Below are 19,838 nucleotides of genomic sequence, written 5' to 3'. Positions count from 1 at the left end.
AATCACTTAAGCAAACAGCCAGCGGTTTGAAGCTAACTTCCATGTCAGGGGAACAGACTTTTGGTGAAGTAACTCTCTGGGAGTTCAACAGGAGTGACTAGAACTTTTGCCTGATTGACACTGGGACGATTATATCATGGGTTTAATGAAGCCTATTGAACAAAGTAACTATTAAATTTTATATAAGAATAATGGTATCTAAAGATACTATACGAGGAGGGAACGTCATGTCATCTTATCGGGTGGAACATGATTCTATGGGGCAAATTCAAGTGCCCGCAGATGTATATTGGGGAGCACAGACACAGCGCAGCTATGAAAATTTTAAAATTGGTACGGAAAAAATGCCGACAGAAATCATTCGTGCTTTTGCTATTTTAAAAAAGGCTGCTGCCTTAGCTAATTTTAAAATTGGCAAATTGGATCAGAAGCGTTGTGATTATATCGGTCAGGTCTGTGATGAGATTTTGGCAGGAAAACAGAATGAACAATTTCCTCTTGTCGTATGGCAAACCGGAAGCGGTACCCAATCCAACATGAATCTTAATGAAGTGATTGCAAATCGAGGGAATGAAATGGCTGGAGAAAAACTCCTTCATCCCAATGACCATGTTAATATGTCTCAAAGCTCCAATGACACATTTCCAACAGCCATGCATATTGCGGCATATCTGGAAATTAAGCAGAAATTATTGCCTGCTGTTCAGCGAATGATTGAGCAGTTATCTGTTTTGGAAGAAAAAAATCAACAGGTTATTAAAACAGGAAGAACCCATTTGCAGGATGCTACACCGATTACCTTTGGTCAGGAAATCAGCGGATGGCGTGCAATGCTGGAAAAAGGTTATCATATGTTAGAAATATCTTTGCCGGGTTTATCAGAGTTAGCATTGGGTGGTACAGCCGTAGGCACGGGGCTAAATGCACCGGCAGGCTTTGCGGAAGCAGCTGCAGTAGCAGTCAGCAGCCTAACGGGTGAGCATTTTGTGACAGCTCCCAATAAATTTCATTCTCTTACGGCTAAAGATGAATTGGTTTTTGCCCATGGTGCATTAAAAGCTTTAGCAGCGAATTTAATGAAAATCGCTAATGATATTCGGTGGTTAGCGAGTGGACCACGCTGTGGTTTGGGGGAAATCCGTATTCCGGAAAATGAGCCAGGAAGTTCTATTATGCCGGGCAAAGTCAATCCTACACAGTGTGAAGCGGTTACGATGGTTGCGGTTCAGGTTATGGCAAATGACACAGCCATTGGGATTTGTGCTTCTCAGGGAAATTTTGAATTAAATGTATATATGCCTGTCTGCATTTATAACTTCTTGCAGTCTGTACGACTTTTGACAGATGTATTGGATTCCTTCCGCATTCATTGTGTAGCAGGAATTGAAGTGAATGAAGATAAAATGAAAGACAATTTACAGCGGTCTTTGATGCTGGTTACAGCATTGAATCCATATATCGGTTATGAAAATGCTGCAAAGACAGCAAAAAAAGCCTATGCGGAAAATATCTCTCTAAAAGAGGCTTGTGTTTCCCTTGGATTTTTAACAGAAGAACAGTTTGACGAGATACTACGTCCAGAAAAAATGGTTTGATCAGAGGAAAAGAGGAATTGATATGACTTTAGACGAAAAAGCATTACAACTTCATTATGAAATGCAGGGGAAAATTGAAGTGGTATCCAGAAAACCTGTTTGTACCAGAGAAGATTTGTCCTTACTATATACTCCTGGGGTGGCTGAACCATGCCGTGTGATTGCAAAAGATGAATCAGAATCCTATCGCTTGACAAGACGTTCCAATTTGGTTGCTGTCATTACAGATGGAACGGCAGTTTTGGGACTTGGTGACATTGGACCCGTAGCGGGCATGCCTGTTATGGAAGGGAAATGTGTGTTGTTCAAAGAATTTGGCGGTGTGGATGCTTTTCCGATTTGCGTGGATTCAAAAGATGTAGACACCATTGTGCAGACCATTCATTTGATTTCCAAAAGCTTTGGCGGAATCAATTTGGAAGATATTTCTGCGCCCAGATGCTTTGAGATTGAAAGAAGATTAAAGGAAATCTGTGATATTCCTGTATTTCATGATGACCAGCACGGTACTGCTATTGTAGTAGCGGCAGCGATGCTCAATGCCATGAAAGTAACTGGCAAAAAGATGGGACAGATGAAAATCGTAATCAATGGGGCAGGGGCTGCCGGAATTGCCATTGGGAAATTGCTGGTACGAATGGGCTTTGGAAATATTATCCTTTGTGACATCAACGGGATGATTTGCGAAGGAGATGCTGGTTTAAATGCGGAACAGGAAAAGGTTTCTCACATTACAAATCTGCATCATGAAAAAGGAACCCTGGCAGATGCCCTTCGGGATGCAGATGCCTTTGTTGGAGTTTCTCGCCCTAATATGGTCACAAAAGAAATGGTAGCATCCATGAATCAAGGTATCGTTTTTGCTATGGCAAATCCTGTGCCGGAAATTATGCCGGAAGACGCAAAAGATGCCGGCGCAGCTGTTGTTGGAACAGGTCGATCTGATTATCCCAATCAGATCAACAATGTTCTGGTTTTCCCGGGCATTTTCAAAGGAGCTTTGGCAGTCCACGCTCGAGAAATCACAGAAAATATGAAGATACGAGCAGCTTATGCCATTGCTTCACTGATTCCTGATGCACAGCTTAGTGCAGAAAATATCATTCCTTCTGCACTGGATAAAACAGTTGCGGATGTGGTTGCGAAAGCAGTTGCGGATGTAGCAAGGGAAGATGGCGTTGCTGGAATTTAATGAAAAATGCTTTAGAACAAGAAATTAAAACACAAACATTTGAAAGAACATGATAAGTTAATTCGAGAGAGTTTCAAGTTCCATGAAAATGCATGTAAGAAGTGTAATAGATACGGTGGGCTGAACCAATTTTAGGATATCAAAAAAGAACCAATTGTTTATCAATTGGTTCTTTTTTTGCTGAAAATTTTCACAACAAAAATGTTTTTTATATCATCGGAAAAGAAATGAAAAATAGAAAAATTGGGTAAATTCAGAACGAAAAGGGTTTCGGCTATATTCTTTTTAATTGTATGAAATGTTTTCTTCAGAAGATGGTGTTGTTCCCATTAAGAAATTGGCAAAAATAAGAATAAGCAATGCTTTTGCAAAGGTCTTGATTTTGGATAAAAGGTTTAATGCTCAGAGATAAAAATATATGAATCATATTATGCAGACATTTTTAGGAAAACAAGTTATGTTAAAGATCGATACAGCTAGATGACGCATTTTACTGCTATTTTTGCAAGAAAAAATAGTATGAAATAGCTTTTGTCTTACAAAAAAAGCAGCTAATCTGTATCTGTATAGTTCTTAAATGAAAGCATTAGAAAGATGAAATATACGATTCATTAAAAAGAATGTATACAGTTTTGTGCAGAAAAAATAGGGGGGAATGTTTTTTTCGGATTGTTTTCACATGCTTTTTCATCAATTGCATTTGATTTTGTACTTGTGTTTGTTATATTTGTATAGTTTGAAAAAAGATGAATTTTATAAAATCAAATTTATTTTTTTGTAATTTTTTGTAAAAAATTTGGATTAAAAATTAGGAAATTAGAGATAAAGCCGCGTCATTGGATAATGTGTCTATTTATTGCCAGCAAAATTTGGAATTTTATGAAATGAATACCTGAGTCATTTTCTGTTTGGAAAATCTATTTACGGCTTTCTATAGACTTTATGCATAAAAATATAAAATTAACGGGTTTTGTAATTGACATGTACTTAAAAAGATGCTATTTTGATAAAAATGAATTCAATTTTGCTTATTTTGCATTTTCTATTACGTGAGAAGTTACCTTTCTCAAAAAATAAGGAGGTTCTTGCATGAAGGTAAAAGGATTGATCATAGCAGTTACGACCATGACTTTGGCGGTTGGATGTTTCTCTGGATGTTCATCTGCAACAGATGATACAGCGGAATATCATTGGAAAATGGCACTGAACAGTTCAGCCGGGGATGCGGCATATGACGGTGCAGTATTTTTCAAGGAAAAAATCGAAGAAATTACAAATGGCAGAGTAGAAGTTACACTCTATGGCGGTGCCAGCCTAGGAACGACTTCCGAAGTGCTGGAATGTATGCCCATTGGTGTAGCAGATATTATGTGTGAATCCGTCGGTACATTGTCAACATTTACAGATTTGGCAAACGTAGATGCGCTGCCATACATTTATAGTGGCTATGACCATTTTATGAAAGTTTGGGAAAGCGATCTGGGCGACGAAATGAAAGAAGTTATCGGCGACGAAACAAACTTCAAATTGTTGGGGAACATGTATCGCGGTGCCAGAATCGTAACGGCAACAAAAGAAATGACAACACCGGAAGATATGAAAGGCTTTAAACTGCGTGCACCAAACCTGGATGTTTATTTGAAAACATGGCAGTATATTGGCGCCGCTCCTATGCCTCTGGCAATGAGTGAAGTTTATACTGCACTGCAGCAGCATACGGTAGAAGGCCAGGAAAACCCTATGAGCGACAGTTATAACTATGCGTTCCAGGAAGTTTGTAAATATTGGATCAAAACCAACCATGTATACAGTGCCAATGTATTTATCATGGATCGGGATTATTTCAACAGCTTGCCCGAAGACATTCAGGCAGCAGCCATTGAAGCATCTGAATATGCTTCTGATCAGATGAATAGCCTGATGCTGGACAGAGAAGCAGAAACAGAACAGAAACTGATTGACAGTGGATGTACTGTTCTGGAAGTAGACACACAGGAATTCATTGATTACTATGCAGACTTTGTAGATACATATTATCCTGAACTTTCTGATTGGGCAAACCGTATCAAAGCAATGGATCCAAATCTGGAAGGAGCAGCTGAACAGGAGGAAACTGTTCAGGATGATGCAGCAGAAGGTACTGCATAATTAAAGAAGAAAATAAGCAGAAAGGAAGATTTTATGCTGAAAAAATATACAAAATTTTTGGACGGTCTGGAATCTGTCGAAAAGGTATTTTTGGTAGTGACAGCGGCAATCATGGTCATTGTCATTGCATATCAGGTCGTTCTTCGTTATGTTTTTAATGCGTCCAATGCCTGGAGTGAAGAGCTGGCGCGCTATCTGTTTATCTATGATGTATTCATTGGTTCTGCCATTGCGCTGCGGAAAAACAGCCATTTGCAGGTAGACGTATTTTTGAACCTGATGAAAGAACGAACAAAATATATTTATACCATCGTTGTTACAATCCTTGGTATTTTGTTCTTAGCGGTATTGTTTGTATATTCCATTTCCCTGTGCAAAATCAGTGCCGTGAATATTACGCCCGGGCTTCAGGTTTCCATGGCAATTCCCTATGCATGTATGCCATTAGGCGCAGTGCTGATGATTTTGACATCTTTTGAAGTCATCGGGAAGAACGTGGAAAAATTAAAACAATGCAAGAAAGGAGCGGATGTGTAAATGAATATTGGGGCAGTTATCATCATTGGATTGATTATCCTCGCACTTTTTGGGATTCCTATTTATCTTTCCCTGGGGATTTCCGCTTTGATCGCTATGGCTATGGCAGATCTGCCTTTTGAAATTCTGGCGCAGAAAATGTTTGCCGGCATGAACTCCAGCTCTCTGCTTGCGATTCCCTTCTTCATTCTGGCTGGTAACATCATGTCAAGAAGTATCACGGGGAAACTGATTGGTATATCCAACGCGTTTATCGGATGGATTAAAGGTAGTTTGGCGCTGGTTACTGTTGTAGCTTCTGCGTTGTTCGGTGCAATTTCCGGTTCTGGTGTTGCGACCGTTTCTGCCGTAGGTGGGACAACCATCCCTGCCATGAAGGAAGAAAAATATCCTGCACATTTTGCGGCAGCAATTGCATCTATGGCTTCCATTCTGGGACCTATTATCCCGCCATCCATTACACTGATTGTATATGGCAGTATCACAGGGGTATCTGTATCAAAACTGTTCCTGGGTTCTGTTATCCCCGGCGTGCTGCTGGCTCTGGTTTTGGCAGGTTATGCGCTTTTCTATGGCAAAAAGCATGATCTGCCTGCTCATAAACGGAAATCTCCTAAAGAAATCGCTTGCACAGTAAAAGATGGTATCTGGGCATTGCTGATGCCTGTTATCATTCTGGGTGGTATCTTTGGCGGTATTTTCTCTCCCACAGAATCCGCAGCTGTGGCGGTTATCTATGCACTGCTGATCAGTTTCTTTGTATATAAAGATATGTCTTTCAAAGATTTGGGTTCTGTTTTGATTGATTCTTCCATCTCTACAGCAACCATTCTGATGATGGTAGGTCTTTCTAAGTCCTCCAGTTATGTTGTAACCGTTTCCGGTTTGCCTGAAATGATCTTGAGTGGCTTTGCATCCTTTACAGACAGCCCTATCGTTATCCTGCTGCTCATCAACGTACTGTTCCTGATTATCGGTATGCTGATGGAAGCAAATGCAGCTATCGTTATGATGACACCACTGCTGCTGCCTCTGATAAAAGCATTTGGCATCGATATCATTCAGTTTGGTATTGTAATGTCCTTCAACATGTGTATCGGTCTGATTACACCTCCAGTTGGTATCTGTATGCTGATGGGGAACCAGTTGGCAGGTTCAAAACTGTCGGCTGCGTTGAAGGCCGTTGCACCTATGTTGCTGATGTCTTTGATCATCTTGATGTTGATCACTTATATTCCGGCTTTGACAACTTGGTTACCAGGGTTCTTAGCTGAATAAAAACAGGCTTGTATTGCCCATAAAAGGCGGATACATCAAAAGCAACTATCAATTTCATAAAAATAGGAAAGCTGGAATTCTCTGAATTATGAGAATTTCAGCTTTTTTGTTTTCTTATGAAGATATTTGAAATAAAAAAGTCTGGCATATTTCCCGGTGTGGGTCATATGCCAGACTTCAATTTGCTGCTTTGTCGTCAAAAGAAGTTTTATTTTTCCATGCTGTTAACCTGTGATTCATACCATTCGATGGAATCATAAATCATACCAAAATGTTCCGTGATTTTTTCGCGAAGTTCTTCTTTGTTTTTGGAAAGCAAAGCGGCAAAAATTTCTTTATGATGGTTAAATGCTTTCACATGACGGGACAAAGGCATTTTAGAAACGCTGTACATGTAGAAAAGGGCACCAACGCTCCAGTTCATTTCGTACAGATTCATCAACTGCTGGTTGCCTGTTAAGGATACGAAAAGCTGATGGAATTTGGTATCCAGGTTTGCAAAAACTGTGTAATCCGAAAGCTCATTGTCTGTAAAATATTCGGTCACTTCCTGCATTTCCTGCAGGATATTGGGATAAAAATCGAGGTTTTTGATGGCAAGGGGAATAGAGAATTCCTCAATCATCCGGCGAACATCGATCATATCTTTGATTTGCCGTCCATTCAGGCGGGCTACAATGGTGCCGCGCCGTGGGATTGCCTCAGCAACACCCTGTGCAACCAAACGATTAATGGCAGCAACGACAGGCGTACGGCTGATGCCAAGAGAGTCGGATATTTCCTGTGTGGAAAGTTTCGTACCAGGTGGATAGGTACCATTTTGAATACGGGCTTTGATTTCCCGCAGTGCGTAGTCTAATAAAGATTCATCTTGTCCTGCTGCTTGTGTCATCGAAATACCCCCATTTCCGTAGAACAAGGATAAAAGTGAGATTTTCCTAATTGTGAAACTTTTATCTTTTTCTAATATAAAGAAATCCAAAGATAAAGTCAAGCCGAAAAATAACCGAGAATGCAGGGTTTTGGGGTTGCATAAAAAGAAAATAAGTGTATGTTCGTAAATTTATACAAAAAAATGCGTGTATGAGATGAGATTCAAAGAGATTTTTGGTAGAATTTCCATTTTTATTTTCACTCATAAAAATGACTTGACAGAAAAGAAATTGAATGCTAAAGTTTAAATATAAAATTCAAAAATAAGCAAAATGAATTCAAAAATAAAACAAGATATGAGCGATGTTTTATGTAAGGAGTGAAATAAATGGACTTTACAAATAAAAATGTAATCATCACCGGCGGTGCCAGCGGTATCGGCAAAGCGGTTACAACAGGCGTTGTTGCCGGCGGCGGACATGCGATTATCGTAGATCTGAATCTGGAAGCAGCACAGAATGTCTGCAAGGAACTGGGCGAAGAAAACGCAACAGCATATCAGGCGAACATGGGTGACAGCGAAAATATTCGTACCGTATTCGGTAAGATTCTGGAAGATTTCGGACAGGTACACTGCTTGATCAACAATGCAGGTATTGTTAGTACAGCACCTTTTGATGAAGTAACACAGGCAGAATGGGATCGAGTAATTGCCATTAACCTGACAGGCGTTTATACAGCCATCAGCGTAATGTATCCCGCAATGAAAGCAGCAGGATATGGCCGTATCGTAAACGTAGCATCTGTTGCTGCAAAACGCGGCGGTGGGCTCCTGGGCACAAGTGCTTACGCAGCATCCAAAGCTGGTGTCATTGGCTTGACAAAAGCAGTTGCCAGAGAAGGCGCACCTTACGGCGTAGCTTGTAACGGTGTTTGCCCCAGCTTAACCATTACACCTATGACTTGTCATCTGGGTGAAGAAAAAATGCAGAAAATCATTTCCACTATCCCTATGGGCAGAGGTGCACAGCCTCAGGAAATCGCTAATATGATTCTGTTCTATGCTTCTGATTTATCCAGCTTTGCTACAGGGGAAATCAGTGACGTAGATGGCGGCGTTACCATGGATGGCTGATATAGCCTTTTATTTACAGACAAATCAGTGAAAAAACATGTACCCATAAACATGTGACTTCACTTTTTTGATGGCAGTACCGCAAGGTTGTTTCCAAATTTCTCAATTGTATTTTTTTGACTTTAGACATGACTTTCTACATTAATATAAGAAGCACACGAACCATACACATATATACTTCCTAGAAGATAAAACCTTCGTATTTGTTTTGCAATGCCGACCTCTCACGGCAGCAAAACAACGAATTGCGGATATTCTGCCGAAAGAACGATGTTTTATACCATTGCCTTCCAAAATGCCATTGGCGCAGCAGGGAGCCTTTGGTATGAAACATCGTTTTTTAATGAAAAAAAGAAAGGAGTTTTCTGATGGAACAATTTTCAATGACTTTTACTTCCAATACCGGACTGCTGGTGCAATACGGCGATACCAAAGTTTTGTTTGATAGCCTGTATGGAAAATCAGGTCATCGTTTCAGTCCGCTTCCACAGTTTCTGGAACGGGAGATTATGGCAGGAGAGGGGGACTTTTCCCATATAGACTATCTGGTGTTTTCCCATAACCATGCAGACCATTTTTCAGCAAAATATTTGAAAGCATATTTACAGCAAAACACAGTGAAGGGGATTTTCCTGCCAGAGGATTTGCTGCTGGAAATGGATTTGATGGCGTTTTTAAAAGCTGAAAAAATCCCGACGATGTTTTTCTCAAAAAATCCCAGTTTGAACAGAACCATTGTTTTGGGAAAATCTTTTCGGATGCGTGCCATCCCTATGTGTCACCAAGGCGAGATTTATCAGGATGTCCCACATTTTTGTTTTCTGCTTTCTTGCGGCACAGAGCATTTTCTGCTGACGGCAGATGTGGATTTCACCAAGGAGGATTTTTCTGCTTTTTCCCAAACAGATTTGGATGGAGTTTTTGTGAATCCTTTGTTTTTCCACAGCAAAGAGGGGCAGCAGGTAATCCGCGAAACCATAAACCCCAAAGAGGTTTTTGTGTACCATATTCCCTTCGCATCAGATGATGTGTTGTCCATGCGAAAAATGGTGAAACGGGATTGTGACAAATGGGATGCCTGCCCTGTAACGCCTCTGTGGGAGCCCATGCAAAGGGAGTGCAGGACAGTAGACAGGGGATGATTTCATGGAAGAAATGATATTTGCGCTGGAAGCAGTGCTGCCCTTCGTATTTATGCTTGCATGCGGATATTTCTTAAAAAGGCGAGGAATCCTGACAGAAAATTTCCGTCAGCAAGGAGATGCCTTATGTTTTCGCTTTTTATTTCCTGTATTGGTATTTCAGAATATATACACAGCGGAAATGCCACAGACAAGCATCTGGCGACCCATTTGGTTTGCAATTGGTGTTATGGTGTCGTCTTTGTTGATTTTCTGGCTGGCGGTACCTCGATTAGAAAAAGACCACAGGAAGATACCTGTGATCATACAGTCTTTGTATCGGGGAAATTTTATGATCTATGGCATTCCGTTCTCCTTGCGATTAGGAGGAGAAGAGGCAGCGTTGATTGCGACAGCTATGACGGCAGTGACGCTGCCTTTATTGAATATAGCCGCCATTGCCACATATGCCAGATATTCAGAAGGTGAAAAAGTCCGGTGGAAAGACACGGTGATGCAGATACTCAAAAACCCCATTATCTGGGGTGTACTTCTGGGTGTGCTGTTTTTCCGGCTTCAGATTCCCATTTGGGAGCCTGTAGAAAGCTGTCTTGCGGATATCGCAAAAATAGCTACGCCGCTTTCCTTTCTGTTGTTGGGCAGCCGTCTTTCCGGTGATATGAAAGGTACAGATTCACGGACGTTATTTTACATGATACTGGTGAAACAGTGGGTGATGCCTGCTGTTTATCTGTTTTGTGCCATGATGATTTTCCATTTTTCATCGGTGGAACTGGTTCCTGTATTGATTTTCCTGACAGCACCCGGTGCCATTACGACTTATCAGCTGGCGATACAATTTCGGGCAGATGATGTATTGGCTGGAGCATTTGTACTATATTCCATGGTGGTTTCTGTGGTTTCCATTTTCCTTTTCGTTATGGCAACAGGCATTTGTCAGCGAATTATATAGAAAAAAGAATGCAGATTTCGAGAAAGTGTCTTTATTTTGATACATATGCACAAAATGCGCTTTTGTCGAAAATTACGGTTTTCCATAATCGGTGGAAAAGTTTGGAAAGTCTATTGACAAACATAATTATGAATGCTAAATTACTATTAAAGAATTCAAAAATATAAAAAATGAATTCAAAATAGGAGGCGAAGTAAGTGAAAGAATTTGAAATCGCTGAAGGCGGGCTCAAACGTGTCATTGCAGTTCGGCTGCATCCAGGAGAAGATGTGCTGCTGCGTCTGGAACAGCTTTGCAGAGAAAAAAATCTGAAAAACGGGCTGATTCTCAGTGCCATTGGCAGTCTGGATGGTGCGGCATTTTATAATCCTGTGGAACTTCCGCACAAGAAAGCCGGCTATGGTTACAGCGAGCCTGTAACACTGAAAGGTCCCATCGAATTGACCAATGCATCTGGTATGATCTGTCACGATACAGAGGGCAACATTCTGCTGCATGTACATATTTCTTTGAGCGACAGATATGGCAATGCCCACGGCGGTCATTTGATTGAGGGCAATAAAGTTTTGTTGACAGTAGATATGATTTTGGGAGAAGTAGAAGGCATTGATATGGGCAGAGGTTACGATGAAGCCCTGGAAGTACCGCTGTTTGCTCCCAGACAGTTATAAAAAGGAAAATAGGAAAGGTGTGAAGAAAACGTGAGTACGAAAAAATATCCAAAGGAAATGCTGATGAATATGTATCAGACAATGCTGCGTATTCGTGCTTTTGAAACAAAAGCAGCGGAATGCTTTACAAAAGGTATGCTGGCAGGGAACATTCACCTGTGCATCGGTCAGGAAGCAGTTCCTACAGGTGCATGCATGGCACTGGAACCTGATGATTATATGACATCTACCCATAGAGGACATGGACATTGTATTGCCAAAGGCGCTTCTCTGGATAAAATGCTGGCAGAACTGTTCGGGAAAGAAACAGGTTACTGCAAAGGCAAAGGCGGTTCCATGCACATTGCAGATGTAGCGGGTCTGCACAGCCTGGGTGCAAATGGTATCGTTGGTGCCGGCATTCCCATTGCAACTGGTTCCGCACTGGCTTCTAAAATTTATGGTGATAAACACGTAACTCTGTGCTTCTTCGGTGACAGTGCTTCCAACCAGGGTACTTTCCACGAAGCAGTGAATATGGCAGCGGCTTGGAAGCTTCCTGTTGTATTCCTTTGCGAAAACAATAATTACGGTGTATCCGTTAATATCCATAGCGTAACCAATACAGACACCATCGCTGTTCGTGCAAAAGCTTATGACATTCCCGGCAAAACAGTTGATGGAAACGATCCTGTTGTGGTATACGAAGCAGTGAAAAAAGCTGTAGATTATGCAAGAGAAGGCAATGGTCCTTCCATCGTAGAATGCATGACATTCCGTCATCAGGGACATTACTGCGGTGACCCTGCAAACTATCGTCCAGCAACTTATATGGAAGAAGCGCATGAAAAAGATGCCATTCCCAACATGAGAAAACGTTTGCTGGAAAACGGTGTAGCAACAGAAGAAGAACTGCAGGCAGTAGAAGCGGCTGTACAGGAAGAACTGGAAGCAGCTTATGTATTCGCAGATACATCTGCTTACCCTAATCCTGCAGAAGCAACCACCGACGTATATTCTTCTGATAACGAAAGGAGTGTCGTAAGATGAGCAAAAAAATCAGTATCAGCAAAGCCATCGGCGAAGCGATGCATGAAGAAATGTTGAGAGATCCCAATGTGATCATCATGGGTGAAGATATGGGGAAAATGGGGAACGTATTCGGTATTACCGTTGGTTTCCAGGAAGAATTCGGCGAAAATCGTGTCATTGATACACCTATTTCCGAATCCGGTTTCTGCGGTATGGCTGTTGGTGCAGCAATGCGCGGCATCCGTCCTGTCGTAGAACTGATGTATGATGACTTTATCACAGTTGCTGCTGACCCTATTCTGAACCAGGCAGCAAAAATGAGATATATGACAGGTGGTCAGGCAACAGTGCCTATGGTACTGCGTCTGCCTATGGGTGCCGGCAGAAGAAACGCTGGTCAGCATTCCCAGTGTCTGGAAAATATGTTCTGTCATACACCTGGTCTGAAAGTTATTGCACCTTCCACAGCAAAAGATGCAAAAGGTCTGCTGAAATCTGCTATCCGCGATGATGACCCTGTTATCTGCATGGAACATAAACTGCTGTATGCGAAAAAAGAACAGATTCCCGAAGAAGAATATACCATTCCTCTGGGCGTGGCAGATGTAAAACGGGAAGGCAGCGACATCACTATCATCACATGGAGCAGAGAAGTTTATTTTGCACTGGAAGCAGCTGAAAAACTGGCAGCAGAAGGCATTCAGGCAGAAGTTCTGGATCTGCGCACACTGGTTCCTCTGGACTGGGATGCAATCGTTGCTTCCGTAAGCAAAACACATAATGTAATCGTTGTTTCTGAAGAAGTAAAACGCGGCAGCTATGCGGCAGAAATTTCCGCACAGATTGCAGAAGAACTCTTTGATGAACTGGATGCACCCGTTGAACGTGTTTGCGGTCTGAATATCGTTTCTCCTTTCAGCCCTACACTGGAAGATGAAAACTTCCCGCATCCGGAAAATATCGTAGCTGCTGTGAAAAAAGTACTGAACAGATAAGGAGGAAGGGACATGGCTTTTGAAATTAAAATGCCTCAGCTGGGTCTGACCATGGAAGAAGGTACGGTTGCCCAGTGGCTGAAACAGGAAGGCGACACCGTAGCAAAAGGCGATGTGCTTCTGGAAATTACAACAGATAAACTGACAAGTGAAATCGAAAGTGAAGCAGACGGCGTTCTGCTGAAAATCGTAGCAAAAGAAGGGGAAGACGTACCTGTAAAAGGTCTGCTGGGTTACATCGGTGAAGCAGGCGAAACTGTTGGCGACGCTGCACCAGCTGCTGCACCTGTGGCTGCATCTCCTGCACCAGCAGAAGTTCCTGCCGCTGCACCGGCTCCTGTGCCTGCAGCAAAAGCGGATGGCAGCAGAATCCGTATTTCTCCTCTGGCAAGAAAAACAGCTGCAAAACTGGGCGTTGATTATCAGAATCTGACAGGTAGTGGTCCCAGCGGTCGTATTGTACAGAAAGATATTCTGGCAGCGGCAGAAGCAGCAAAACAGCAGCCTGCACCTGTTGCAGAAACACCTGCAGCAGCTCCGGCACCCGCAGCAAAGAGCGGAGAACTGGAACTGATGGATGGCGACGAAGTTGTAAAACTGGCAGGTATGCGCAAAGTTGTTGCAGAACGTATGGCAAAATCTGCAAGAGAAATCCCTACAGTTACTCAGAACGTGAAGATCGATGTAACAAAACTGGTGGCATTCCGCAAACAGATCAACGAAACAAGCGGTCAGAAATTCTCCATGAACGACTTTATCTTGAAAGCTGTTGCCAACGCGCTGCGCGCAAATCCTCATATTCTGGTAAGCATCGATGGTAACCAGATCATCAAACGTGCTCATGTAAATCTGGGTATGGCTGTTGCGCTGGATGATGGCCTGATCGTACCTGTTATCCGCGATGCAGACAAACTGAGCCTGAGTCAGATTTCCGCAACTGCAAAAGATCTGGCAGTTCGCGCAAGAGAAAACAAACTGGCTATGGATGAATACAAAGGTTCCACATTCACTATCTCCAATCTGGGTATGTTTGGCGTAGAAACTTTTGACCCTATCATTAACCAGCCTGATGCAGGCATTCTGGGTGTTTGCGCTGTACAGGATGAACTGGATATGGATGATGAAGGCAAGATCTTCAAAAAACAGGTAATGCGTATTTCCTTTACCTTTGACCATCGCCTGATTGACGGCGCAGTTGCTGCAAAATTTGAACTGGCAATCAAAGAACTGCTGGAAGACCCTATGAGAATTTTACTGTAATGGTTTGACATAGCAATACAAAAGAAAAATCAATATACAAAAGAGAAAAAGCAGACAGAGAAAATATACAAAAGATTACCCTCTCAGAGAAAGAAAAACTTGGATAGGAATTTTAGGAGGAAGGACTATGGCTTTTGAAATCAAAATGCCCCAGCTGGGTCTGACCATGGAAGAAGGCACTGTTGCTAAATGGCTGAAACAGGAAGGGGATTCCGTAAAAAAAGGCGATGTGCTGTTGGAAATCACAACAGATAAGCTGACAAGTGAAATTGAAAGTGAAGCCGACGGTGTTCTGCTGAAAATTGTTGCAGAAGAAGGCGAAGATATTCCCGTAAAAGGTTTGCTGGGTTATATCGGTGAACCCGGCGAACAGGTTGGACAGGCTTCCGCACCTGCAGCAGCGCCTACACCCACACCTACACCCACACCTGCACCTGCGGCAGCTCCCGCACCTGCAAAGAAAGCAGGAGATACTTCCGTTGTAGTCGTAGGCGGTGGTCCCGGCGGTTATGTTGCGGCGATCCGTGCGGCACAGCTGGGTGGTAAAGTCACATTGATTGAAAAGAACAAACTGGGCGGTACATGTCTGAACGTTGGATGTATCCCTACAAAAGTGCTGCTCCATGCAGCAGAAGCTTTGACAGAAGCAAAACACATGGACAATCTGGGTATTCAGGTATCCGTTAATGGTATTGACTGGAAAGCAGTACAGTCCAGAAAAGAAGCTGTAACAAACCAGCTCGTAAATGGTGTTACAGGCTTGATGAAAGCAAACAAGATTCGCGTTATTGAAGGTACAGCATCTTTTGCATCTAAAACAGCACTGGAAGTTGTGAAAAAAGATGGCACAAAAGAAAATGTTCCCTTTGATAAAGTAATTCTGGCAACAGGTTCTGTGCCTGCAGTACCGCCTATTCCTGGCGTAAAGGAAAATGCAGCTTGTGTAGACTCCACAGGCGCTCTGGCATTTGACCATGTGCCTGAAACACTGCTGGTTATCGGCGGCGGCGTTATCGGTATGGAACTGGCAACAGCATATAGCCGTTTTGGTGCAAAAGTAACTGTTGTAGAAGCTATGCCCAAACTGTTGCCTATGATGGATGGAGAACTGACAGCAATGCTTCGGAAAAAGATGGAGGCTTCCGGCGTAACCATTCTGACAGAAGCGAAAGTACAGTCTGTAGAAGCAGCACCTGCTGGTGCCAAAGTGCAGGTAGAAGTTGGCGGCAAAGTAGAATCCTTTGAAGCAGAAAAAGTGCTGGTTGCAGTTGGCCGCAGAACAGACACAGAAGCACTGGGTCTGGACAAAGTGGGCATTGCTCATGACAGAGGTCGCATTACTGTTAATGATAAAATGGAAACCAATGTGCCGAACATTTATGCTATCGGTGACTGCCTTGGCAAAGTAATGCTGGCGCATGTGGCATCTGCGCAGGGCGAAGTTGCCGCAGAAAACGCACTGGGAGAAACTGCTGTATATGATGGCAAAACAAATCCTTCTTGCGTATACACAGACCCTGAATTCGCAGGTGTCGGTCTTACAGAAGAAAAAGCCAAAGAAGAAGGCATTGCTTATCAGGTAGGTAAATTCCCTTTGATGGCAAACGGCAAAGCCCTGATCATGAACGGCGGTGAAGGCATGATCAAGTTCATCATTGGCAAAGAATACGGCGAAGTGCTGGGCGTGCATATTCTTGGTCCCAGAGCTACTGACCTGATTGGCGAATGTGCCCTTGCCATTGGTATGGAAGCTACTGTAGACGAAATCTACGCTACCATCCATGCACATCCCACTGTAACAGAAGCAGTAAGAGAAGCAGCACTGGCAGCAACAAAACGCGCAATCCATATTCCAAACAAATAAGTACTGCTGACAAAATCCGTGCCGGCTCGTTGTCTGCCGGCAGTGTTTCGGCAGACAACAGAGGAGGCAAAGAGATGATCTATATCAAAAGTCCATCTACAGATCCACATTTTAATTTAGCATTGGAACAATATGTATTTGATGAAATGGACCGCAGTCAGGAATATTTTATGCTGTGGCAGAATGATAACGCTATCATCATTGGAAAACATCAGAATACTGTTCGTGAAATCAACAGTTCTTATGTGAAAGAGCATGATATTTCTGTAGTCAGAAGATTATCAGGCGGTGGCGCTGTGTACCATGATCTTGGTAACCTGAATTTTACGTTTATTGTTTCAGAAAATGGACTGGAACAGTTTGACTTTGGTTCCTTTTGCCGTCCCATTGTAAAGGCATTGGGTCACTTTGGTGTGAAAGCGGAAATCAACGGCAGAAATGATATGACCATTGATGGCAAGAAGTTTTCCGGTAACTCTCAATATGCGAAGCAGGGTAGGGTTATGCACCACGGAACCATATTATATGACAGCAATCTGGAAACTGTTTCCCATGCGCTGCAGGTTTCTGCGGATAAAATCGTATCCAAAGGCGTACAGTCTGTTCGCAGCCGTGTAACCAATGTAAGAAATTATATGGAAAAAGACGTGCCCATTGGGGAATTCTGGGAAATGCTTCTGCAGGATATGTCTGCGGAAACACCCATGGAATTTTATACCTTAACAGAAGCAGACCTGGAACGAGTACGGCAGATTCAGAAAGAACGGTATGATACCTGGGAATGGAATTATGGAAATTCACCTGCCTATGCCATTGTAAAAGAACGCAGATTTGACGGCTGTGGCAAGTTGGAAGTTCATATGAATGTAGAAAAAGGTATGATTACTGCTTTCGATGTATTTGGTGATTATTTTGGAAATGGAGATAAAGACCAGCTGCGTCAGCATTTGCTGGGAGTGAAGCTGACAGAAGAAGCGTTAAAGGAAGCGTTGCAGTCATTAAATATTTCTGATTATTTCTGTTATTTGGAGAAAGAGCAGTTCTTGGATTTACTTTTGTACTAAAAGAGCAGTATAGGATTTTTCGAAAAGACTTTCATTTTATGAGAATATGGAAGTCTTTTTTATTGGAAAGAAAAACTTGTTTGCCTGTAGGAAAGAAAAAAGTTATAATAGGAAAAGTAAAATAGTAGAAAAGGAGTGGATTTTGATGTTGGAAACAGGTATCAAAGCACCAGATTTTACTTTATTAGATAAAAATGGGGAACAGGTTTCTCTCTCTCAGTTTTTAGGAAAGAAAGTTGTATTGTATTTTTACCCCAGAGATAATACACCGGGATGCACCAAACAGGCATGCGCTTTTGCTCAGAGCTATGATGCCTTTCGGGAAAGAGACGTTGTTGTCATTGGCATCAGCAAAGATTCTGTGGCATCCCATGTGAAGTTTGCAGAAAAACATCAGCTGCCTTTTATTTTGCTGTCTGACCCTGAACTGGAAGCCATTCAGGCATATGATGTTTGGAAAGAAAAGAAGTTATATGGTAAGGTAAGCATGGGTGTTGTGCGTACAACATATGTCATTGATGAACAGGGTATCATCGAAAAAGTAATGCCAAAGGTAAAACCAGATACCAATGCGGCAGAGATTTTGGCTTATCTGGCTGGAGAAACAGAGGATTAATGTAAAACAAACAGGAAATGGAGATCATTTATGAAAATCATCATATCCCCAACAAAGAAAATGCGTGTGGAAACAGATAGTTTGTCATGGAGAGATTTGCCGCTGTTTTTGGATAAAACAGAGCAGATCTACAAAGTATTGCAGTCTACACCAGCTGATGAATTGCAAAAAATATGGAAATGTAATGATAAAATTGCAGCGCTGAACGTGGAACGGATTCAGAATATGGATTTATATCATGGTTTGACGCCTGCGGTTCTGGCATATGAGGGGATTCAGTTTCAGTATATGGCACCGGGGGTATTTACAGAAGCGGAGTTCGACTATATTCAGGAACATCTCCGTATTCTGTCCGGTTTTTATGGCGTTTTGCGCCCATTTGATGGCGTAACACCTTATCGTCTGGAAATGCAGGCAAAAATCTCTGTTGATGGAAGAAAAGATTTATATGACTTTTGGGGAACGGCTTTGGCAGAATCATTGCAGACAGACTGTATTTTGAATCTGGCTTCTAAAGAATATAGTCAGGTCATTTCCAAGCACTTGGATAAATCCGTTCGATGGATTAACTTTGTTTTCGGTGAAATTAAGAATGGAAAGGTCGTAGAAAAAGGAACGCTCTGTAAAATGGCGCGAGGAGAGATGGTGCGTTATCTGGCAGAGAAACAAATAGAGGATATAGAAGAAGTAAAAGGCTTCGACCGGCTGGATTTCCAGTATTCGGAGGAATATGCAAAGGAAGATACCTTTGTTTTTATTCGCAATGAAAAAGCGTGATTAAATGTACTTCTAAAAGAACCATAAAAAGTGTTGACAGAACCAAAAGTCGATGGTAATATATATTTCGCTGTCGGAACACAGCGAAAAAGTTCCAAAAAAAATGAAAATAGTTGTTGACAGATCGGAAACGATGTGATAACATACTATTCGCTGCTGAAATACAGAAAAGCAGCAAAGAAAAAATAAAAAAAGTTCTTGACAAGCGAAAAGCTTTCTGATAAATTTTTTTCGCTGTCAAAACTTGACAGACAAGTTCTTCTCTTCGAAAAGAAAATGTTCAAAAAAAAGAACTTGACGGAAAAATGAAAGAGTGATAAAATATCACTCGCCGCTGAAAAAGCGGCACAGACTGATCCTTGAAAACTAAACAGCAGAAATAAACTTACAACCCATAGTCAATTCGGTCAGTGAGTTTCGAACCGTTTATGGAGCGACCGACCTAACACTGCAAAGTGTCAGAGGGAGCGGAATGATGAGAAACGAACGGTTTTTCGCAAAGCGAAAAAGACGACATCTGACAAAAATAATGACAAGAGTTTGCCGGTTTCGAAAAAACCGGAGGATAGCCAGATTAACTGGCTAGGCATTAAACTTTAATATAAGAGTTTGATCCTGGCTCAGGATGAACGCTGGCGGCGTGCTTAACACATGCAAGTCGAACGAAGATATTTAAAATGAGAGCTTCGGCAGGATTTTTATCTATCTTAGTGGCGGACGGGTGAGTA

General features: G+C 42.1%; 17 protein-coding genes and 1 rRNA gene. 17 read left to right on the top strand and 1 reads right to left on the bottom strand.

Features of this window, described 5'->3' with window-relative positions; genetic code table 11:
- Nucleotides 1–227: 227 nt before the first annotated feature.
- From fumC to INF29_RS10630, 5 genes are all read left to right on the top strand, one after another.
- On the top strand, nucleotides 228–1,595 hold the full coding sequence (fumC, locus tag INF29_RS10650) for a class II fumarate hydratase (protein ID WP_193486512.1): 1,368 nt from the start codon (nucleotides 228–230) through the stop codon (nucleotides 1,593–1,595).
- 22 nt (nucleotides 1,596–1,617) lie between these two features.
- Nucleotides 1,618–2,787 (top strand): NAD(P)-dependent malic enzyme, encoded by a 1,170-nt coding sequence (locus tag INF29_RS10645; protein ID WP_193486510.1) that lies wholly within the window; start codon nucleotides 1,618–1,620, stop codon nucleotides 2,785–2,787.
- A 1,089-nt stretch (nucleotides 2,788–3,876) separates the two neighbouring features.
- Entirely contained in the window at nucleotides 3,877–4,935 is a 1,059-nt protein-coding gene (locus tag INF29_RS10640) for a TRAP transporter substrate-binding protein (protein ID WP_191344833.1), read from the top strand.
- Nucleotides 4,936–4,968: 33 nt separating this feature from the next.
- Nucleotides 4,969–5,472 (top strand): TRAP transporter small permease, encoded by a 504-nt coding sequence (locus INF29_RS10635; RefSeq protein WP_072849369.1) that lies wholly within the window; start codon nucleotides 4,969–4,971, stop codon nucleotides 5,470–5,472.
- Entirely contained in the window at nucleotides 5,473–6,750 is a 1,278-nt protein-coding gene (locus INF29_RS10630; protein ID WP_193486508.1) for a TRAP transporter large permease, read from the top strand.
- Nucleotides 6,751–6,958: 208 nt separating this feature from the next.
- Here the strand turns inward: INF29_RS10630 and INF29_RS10625 are convergent, their stop codons facing one another.
- Nucleotides 6,959–7,642, bottom strand: a complete 684-nt coding sequence (locus tag INF29_RS10625) for a GntR family transcriptional regulator (protein WP_193486506.1) — start codon at nucleotides 7,640–7,642, stop codon at nucleotides 6,959–6,961.
- Between the two features lie 369 nt (nucleotides 7,643–8,011).
- On the opposite strand from INF29_RS10625, the gene INF29_RS10620 reads away from it, so the two are divergent.
- The 12 genes from INF29_RS10620 to INF29_RS10565 all read left to right on the top strand — a co-directional run.
- A complete protein-coding gene (locus tag INF29_RS10620) occupies nucleotides 8,012–8,758 on the top strand; it encodes an SDR family NAD(P)-dependent oxidoreductase (protein WP_072849365.1) in 747 nt (248 codons plus the stop codon).
- Nucleotides 8,759–9,126: 368 nt separating this feature from the next.
- Nucleotides 9,127–9,900, top strand: a complete 774-nt coding sequence (locus tag INF29_RS10615; protein ID WP_193486504.1) for an MBL fold metallo-hydrolase — start codon at nucleotides 9,127–9,129, stop codon at nucleotides 9,898–9,900.
- Nucleotides 9,901–9,904: 4 nt separating this feature from the next.
- The gene (locus INF29_RS10610; RefSeq protein ID WP_193486502.1) at nucleotides 9,905–10,852 is read left to right on the top strand and encodes an AEC family transporter; all 948 of its coding nucleotides are present in this window, start codon (nucleotides 9,905–9,907) and stop codon (nucleotides 10,850–10,852) included.
- Nucleotides 10,853–11,049: 197 nt separating this feature from the next.
- Nucleotides 11,050–11,523, top strand: coding sequence for a PPC domain-containing DNA-binding protein (locus INF29_RS10605; protein ID WP_072849359.1), 474 nt, complete (start codon nucleotides 11,050–11,052; stop codon nucleotides 11,521–11,523).
- 30 nt (nucleotides 11,524–11,553) lie between these two features.
- On the top strand, nucleotides 11,554–12,552 hold the full coding sequence (locus INF29_RS10600; RefSeq protein ID WP_330608321.1) for a thiamine pyrophosphate-dependent dehydrogenase E1 component subunit alpha: 999 nt from the start codon (nucleotides 11,554–11,556) through the stop codon (nucleotides 12,550–12,552).
- The gene (locus tag INF29_RS10595) at nucleotides 12,549–13,529 is read left to right on the top strand and encodes an alpha-ketoacid dehydrogenase subunit beta (RefSeq protein ID WP_072849357.1); all 981 of its coding nucleotides are present in this window, start codon (nucleotides 12,549–12,551) and stop codon (nucleotides 13,527–13,529) included. Before INF29_RS10600 ends, INF29_RS10595 begins: the two co-directional genes overlap by 4 nt.
- 12 nt (nucleotides 13,530–13,541) lie before the next feature.
- Complete coding sequence (locus INF29_RS10590; RefSeq protein ID WP_193486499.1) at nucleotides 13,542–14,789, top strand: dihydrolipoamide acetyltransferase family protein; 1,248 nt, start codon at nucleotides 13,542–13,544, stop codon at nucleotides 14,787–14,789.
- Nucleotides 14,790–14,916: 127 nt separating this feature from the next.
- Nucleotides 14,917–16,653 (top strand): dihydrolipoyl dehydrogenase, encoded by a 1,737-nt coding sequence (gene lpdA / locus INF29_RS10585; RefSeq protein ID WP_193486497.1) that lies wholly within the window; start codon nucleotides 14,917–14,919, stop codon nucleotides 16,651–16,653.
- A 74-nt stretch (nucleotides 16,654–16,727) separates the two neighbouring features.
- Nucleotides 16,728–17,717: a lipoate--protein ligase gene (locus INF29_RS10580; RefSeq protein WP_193486495.1), complete on the top strand. Its 990-nt coding sequence runs from the start codon at nucleotides 16,728–16,730 to the stop codon at nucleotides 17,715–17,717.
- 145 nt (nucleotides 17,718–17,862) lie between these two features.
- Entirely contained in the window at nucleotides 17,863–18,333 is a 471-nt protein-coding gene (gene bcp, locus INF29_RS10575; RefSeq protein ID WP_193486493.1) for a thioredoxin-dependent thiol peroxidase, read from the top strand.
- 30 nt (nucleotides 18,334–18,363) lie between these two features.
- Entirely contained in the window at nucleotides 18,364–19,110 is a 747-nt protein-coding gene (gene yaaA, locus INF29_RS10570; protein WP_193486491.1) for a peroxide stress protein YaaA, read from the top strand.
- Nucleotides 19,111–19,707: 597 nt separating this feature from the next.
- Nucleotides 19,708–19,838 (top strand): 16S ribosomal RNA (locus tag INF29_RS10565); the annotation flags it as partial.

Origin of the sequence: Anaerotignum lactatifermentans (assembly GCF_014982935.1) — a bacterium.
Classification (GTDB): domain Bacteria; phylum Bacillota; class Clostridia; order Lachnospirales; family Anaerotignaceae; genus Anaerotignum; species Anaerotignum lactatifermentans.
Note: the sequence above shows the minus strand (reverse complement) of the source record. Positions and strands in the feature narration are given on the sequence as shown.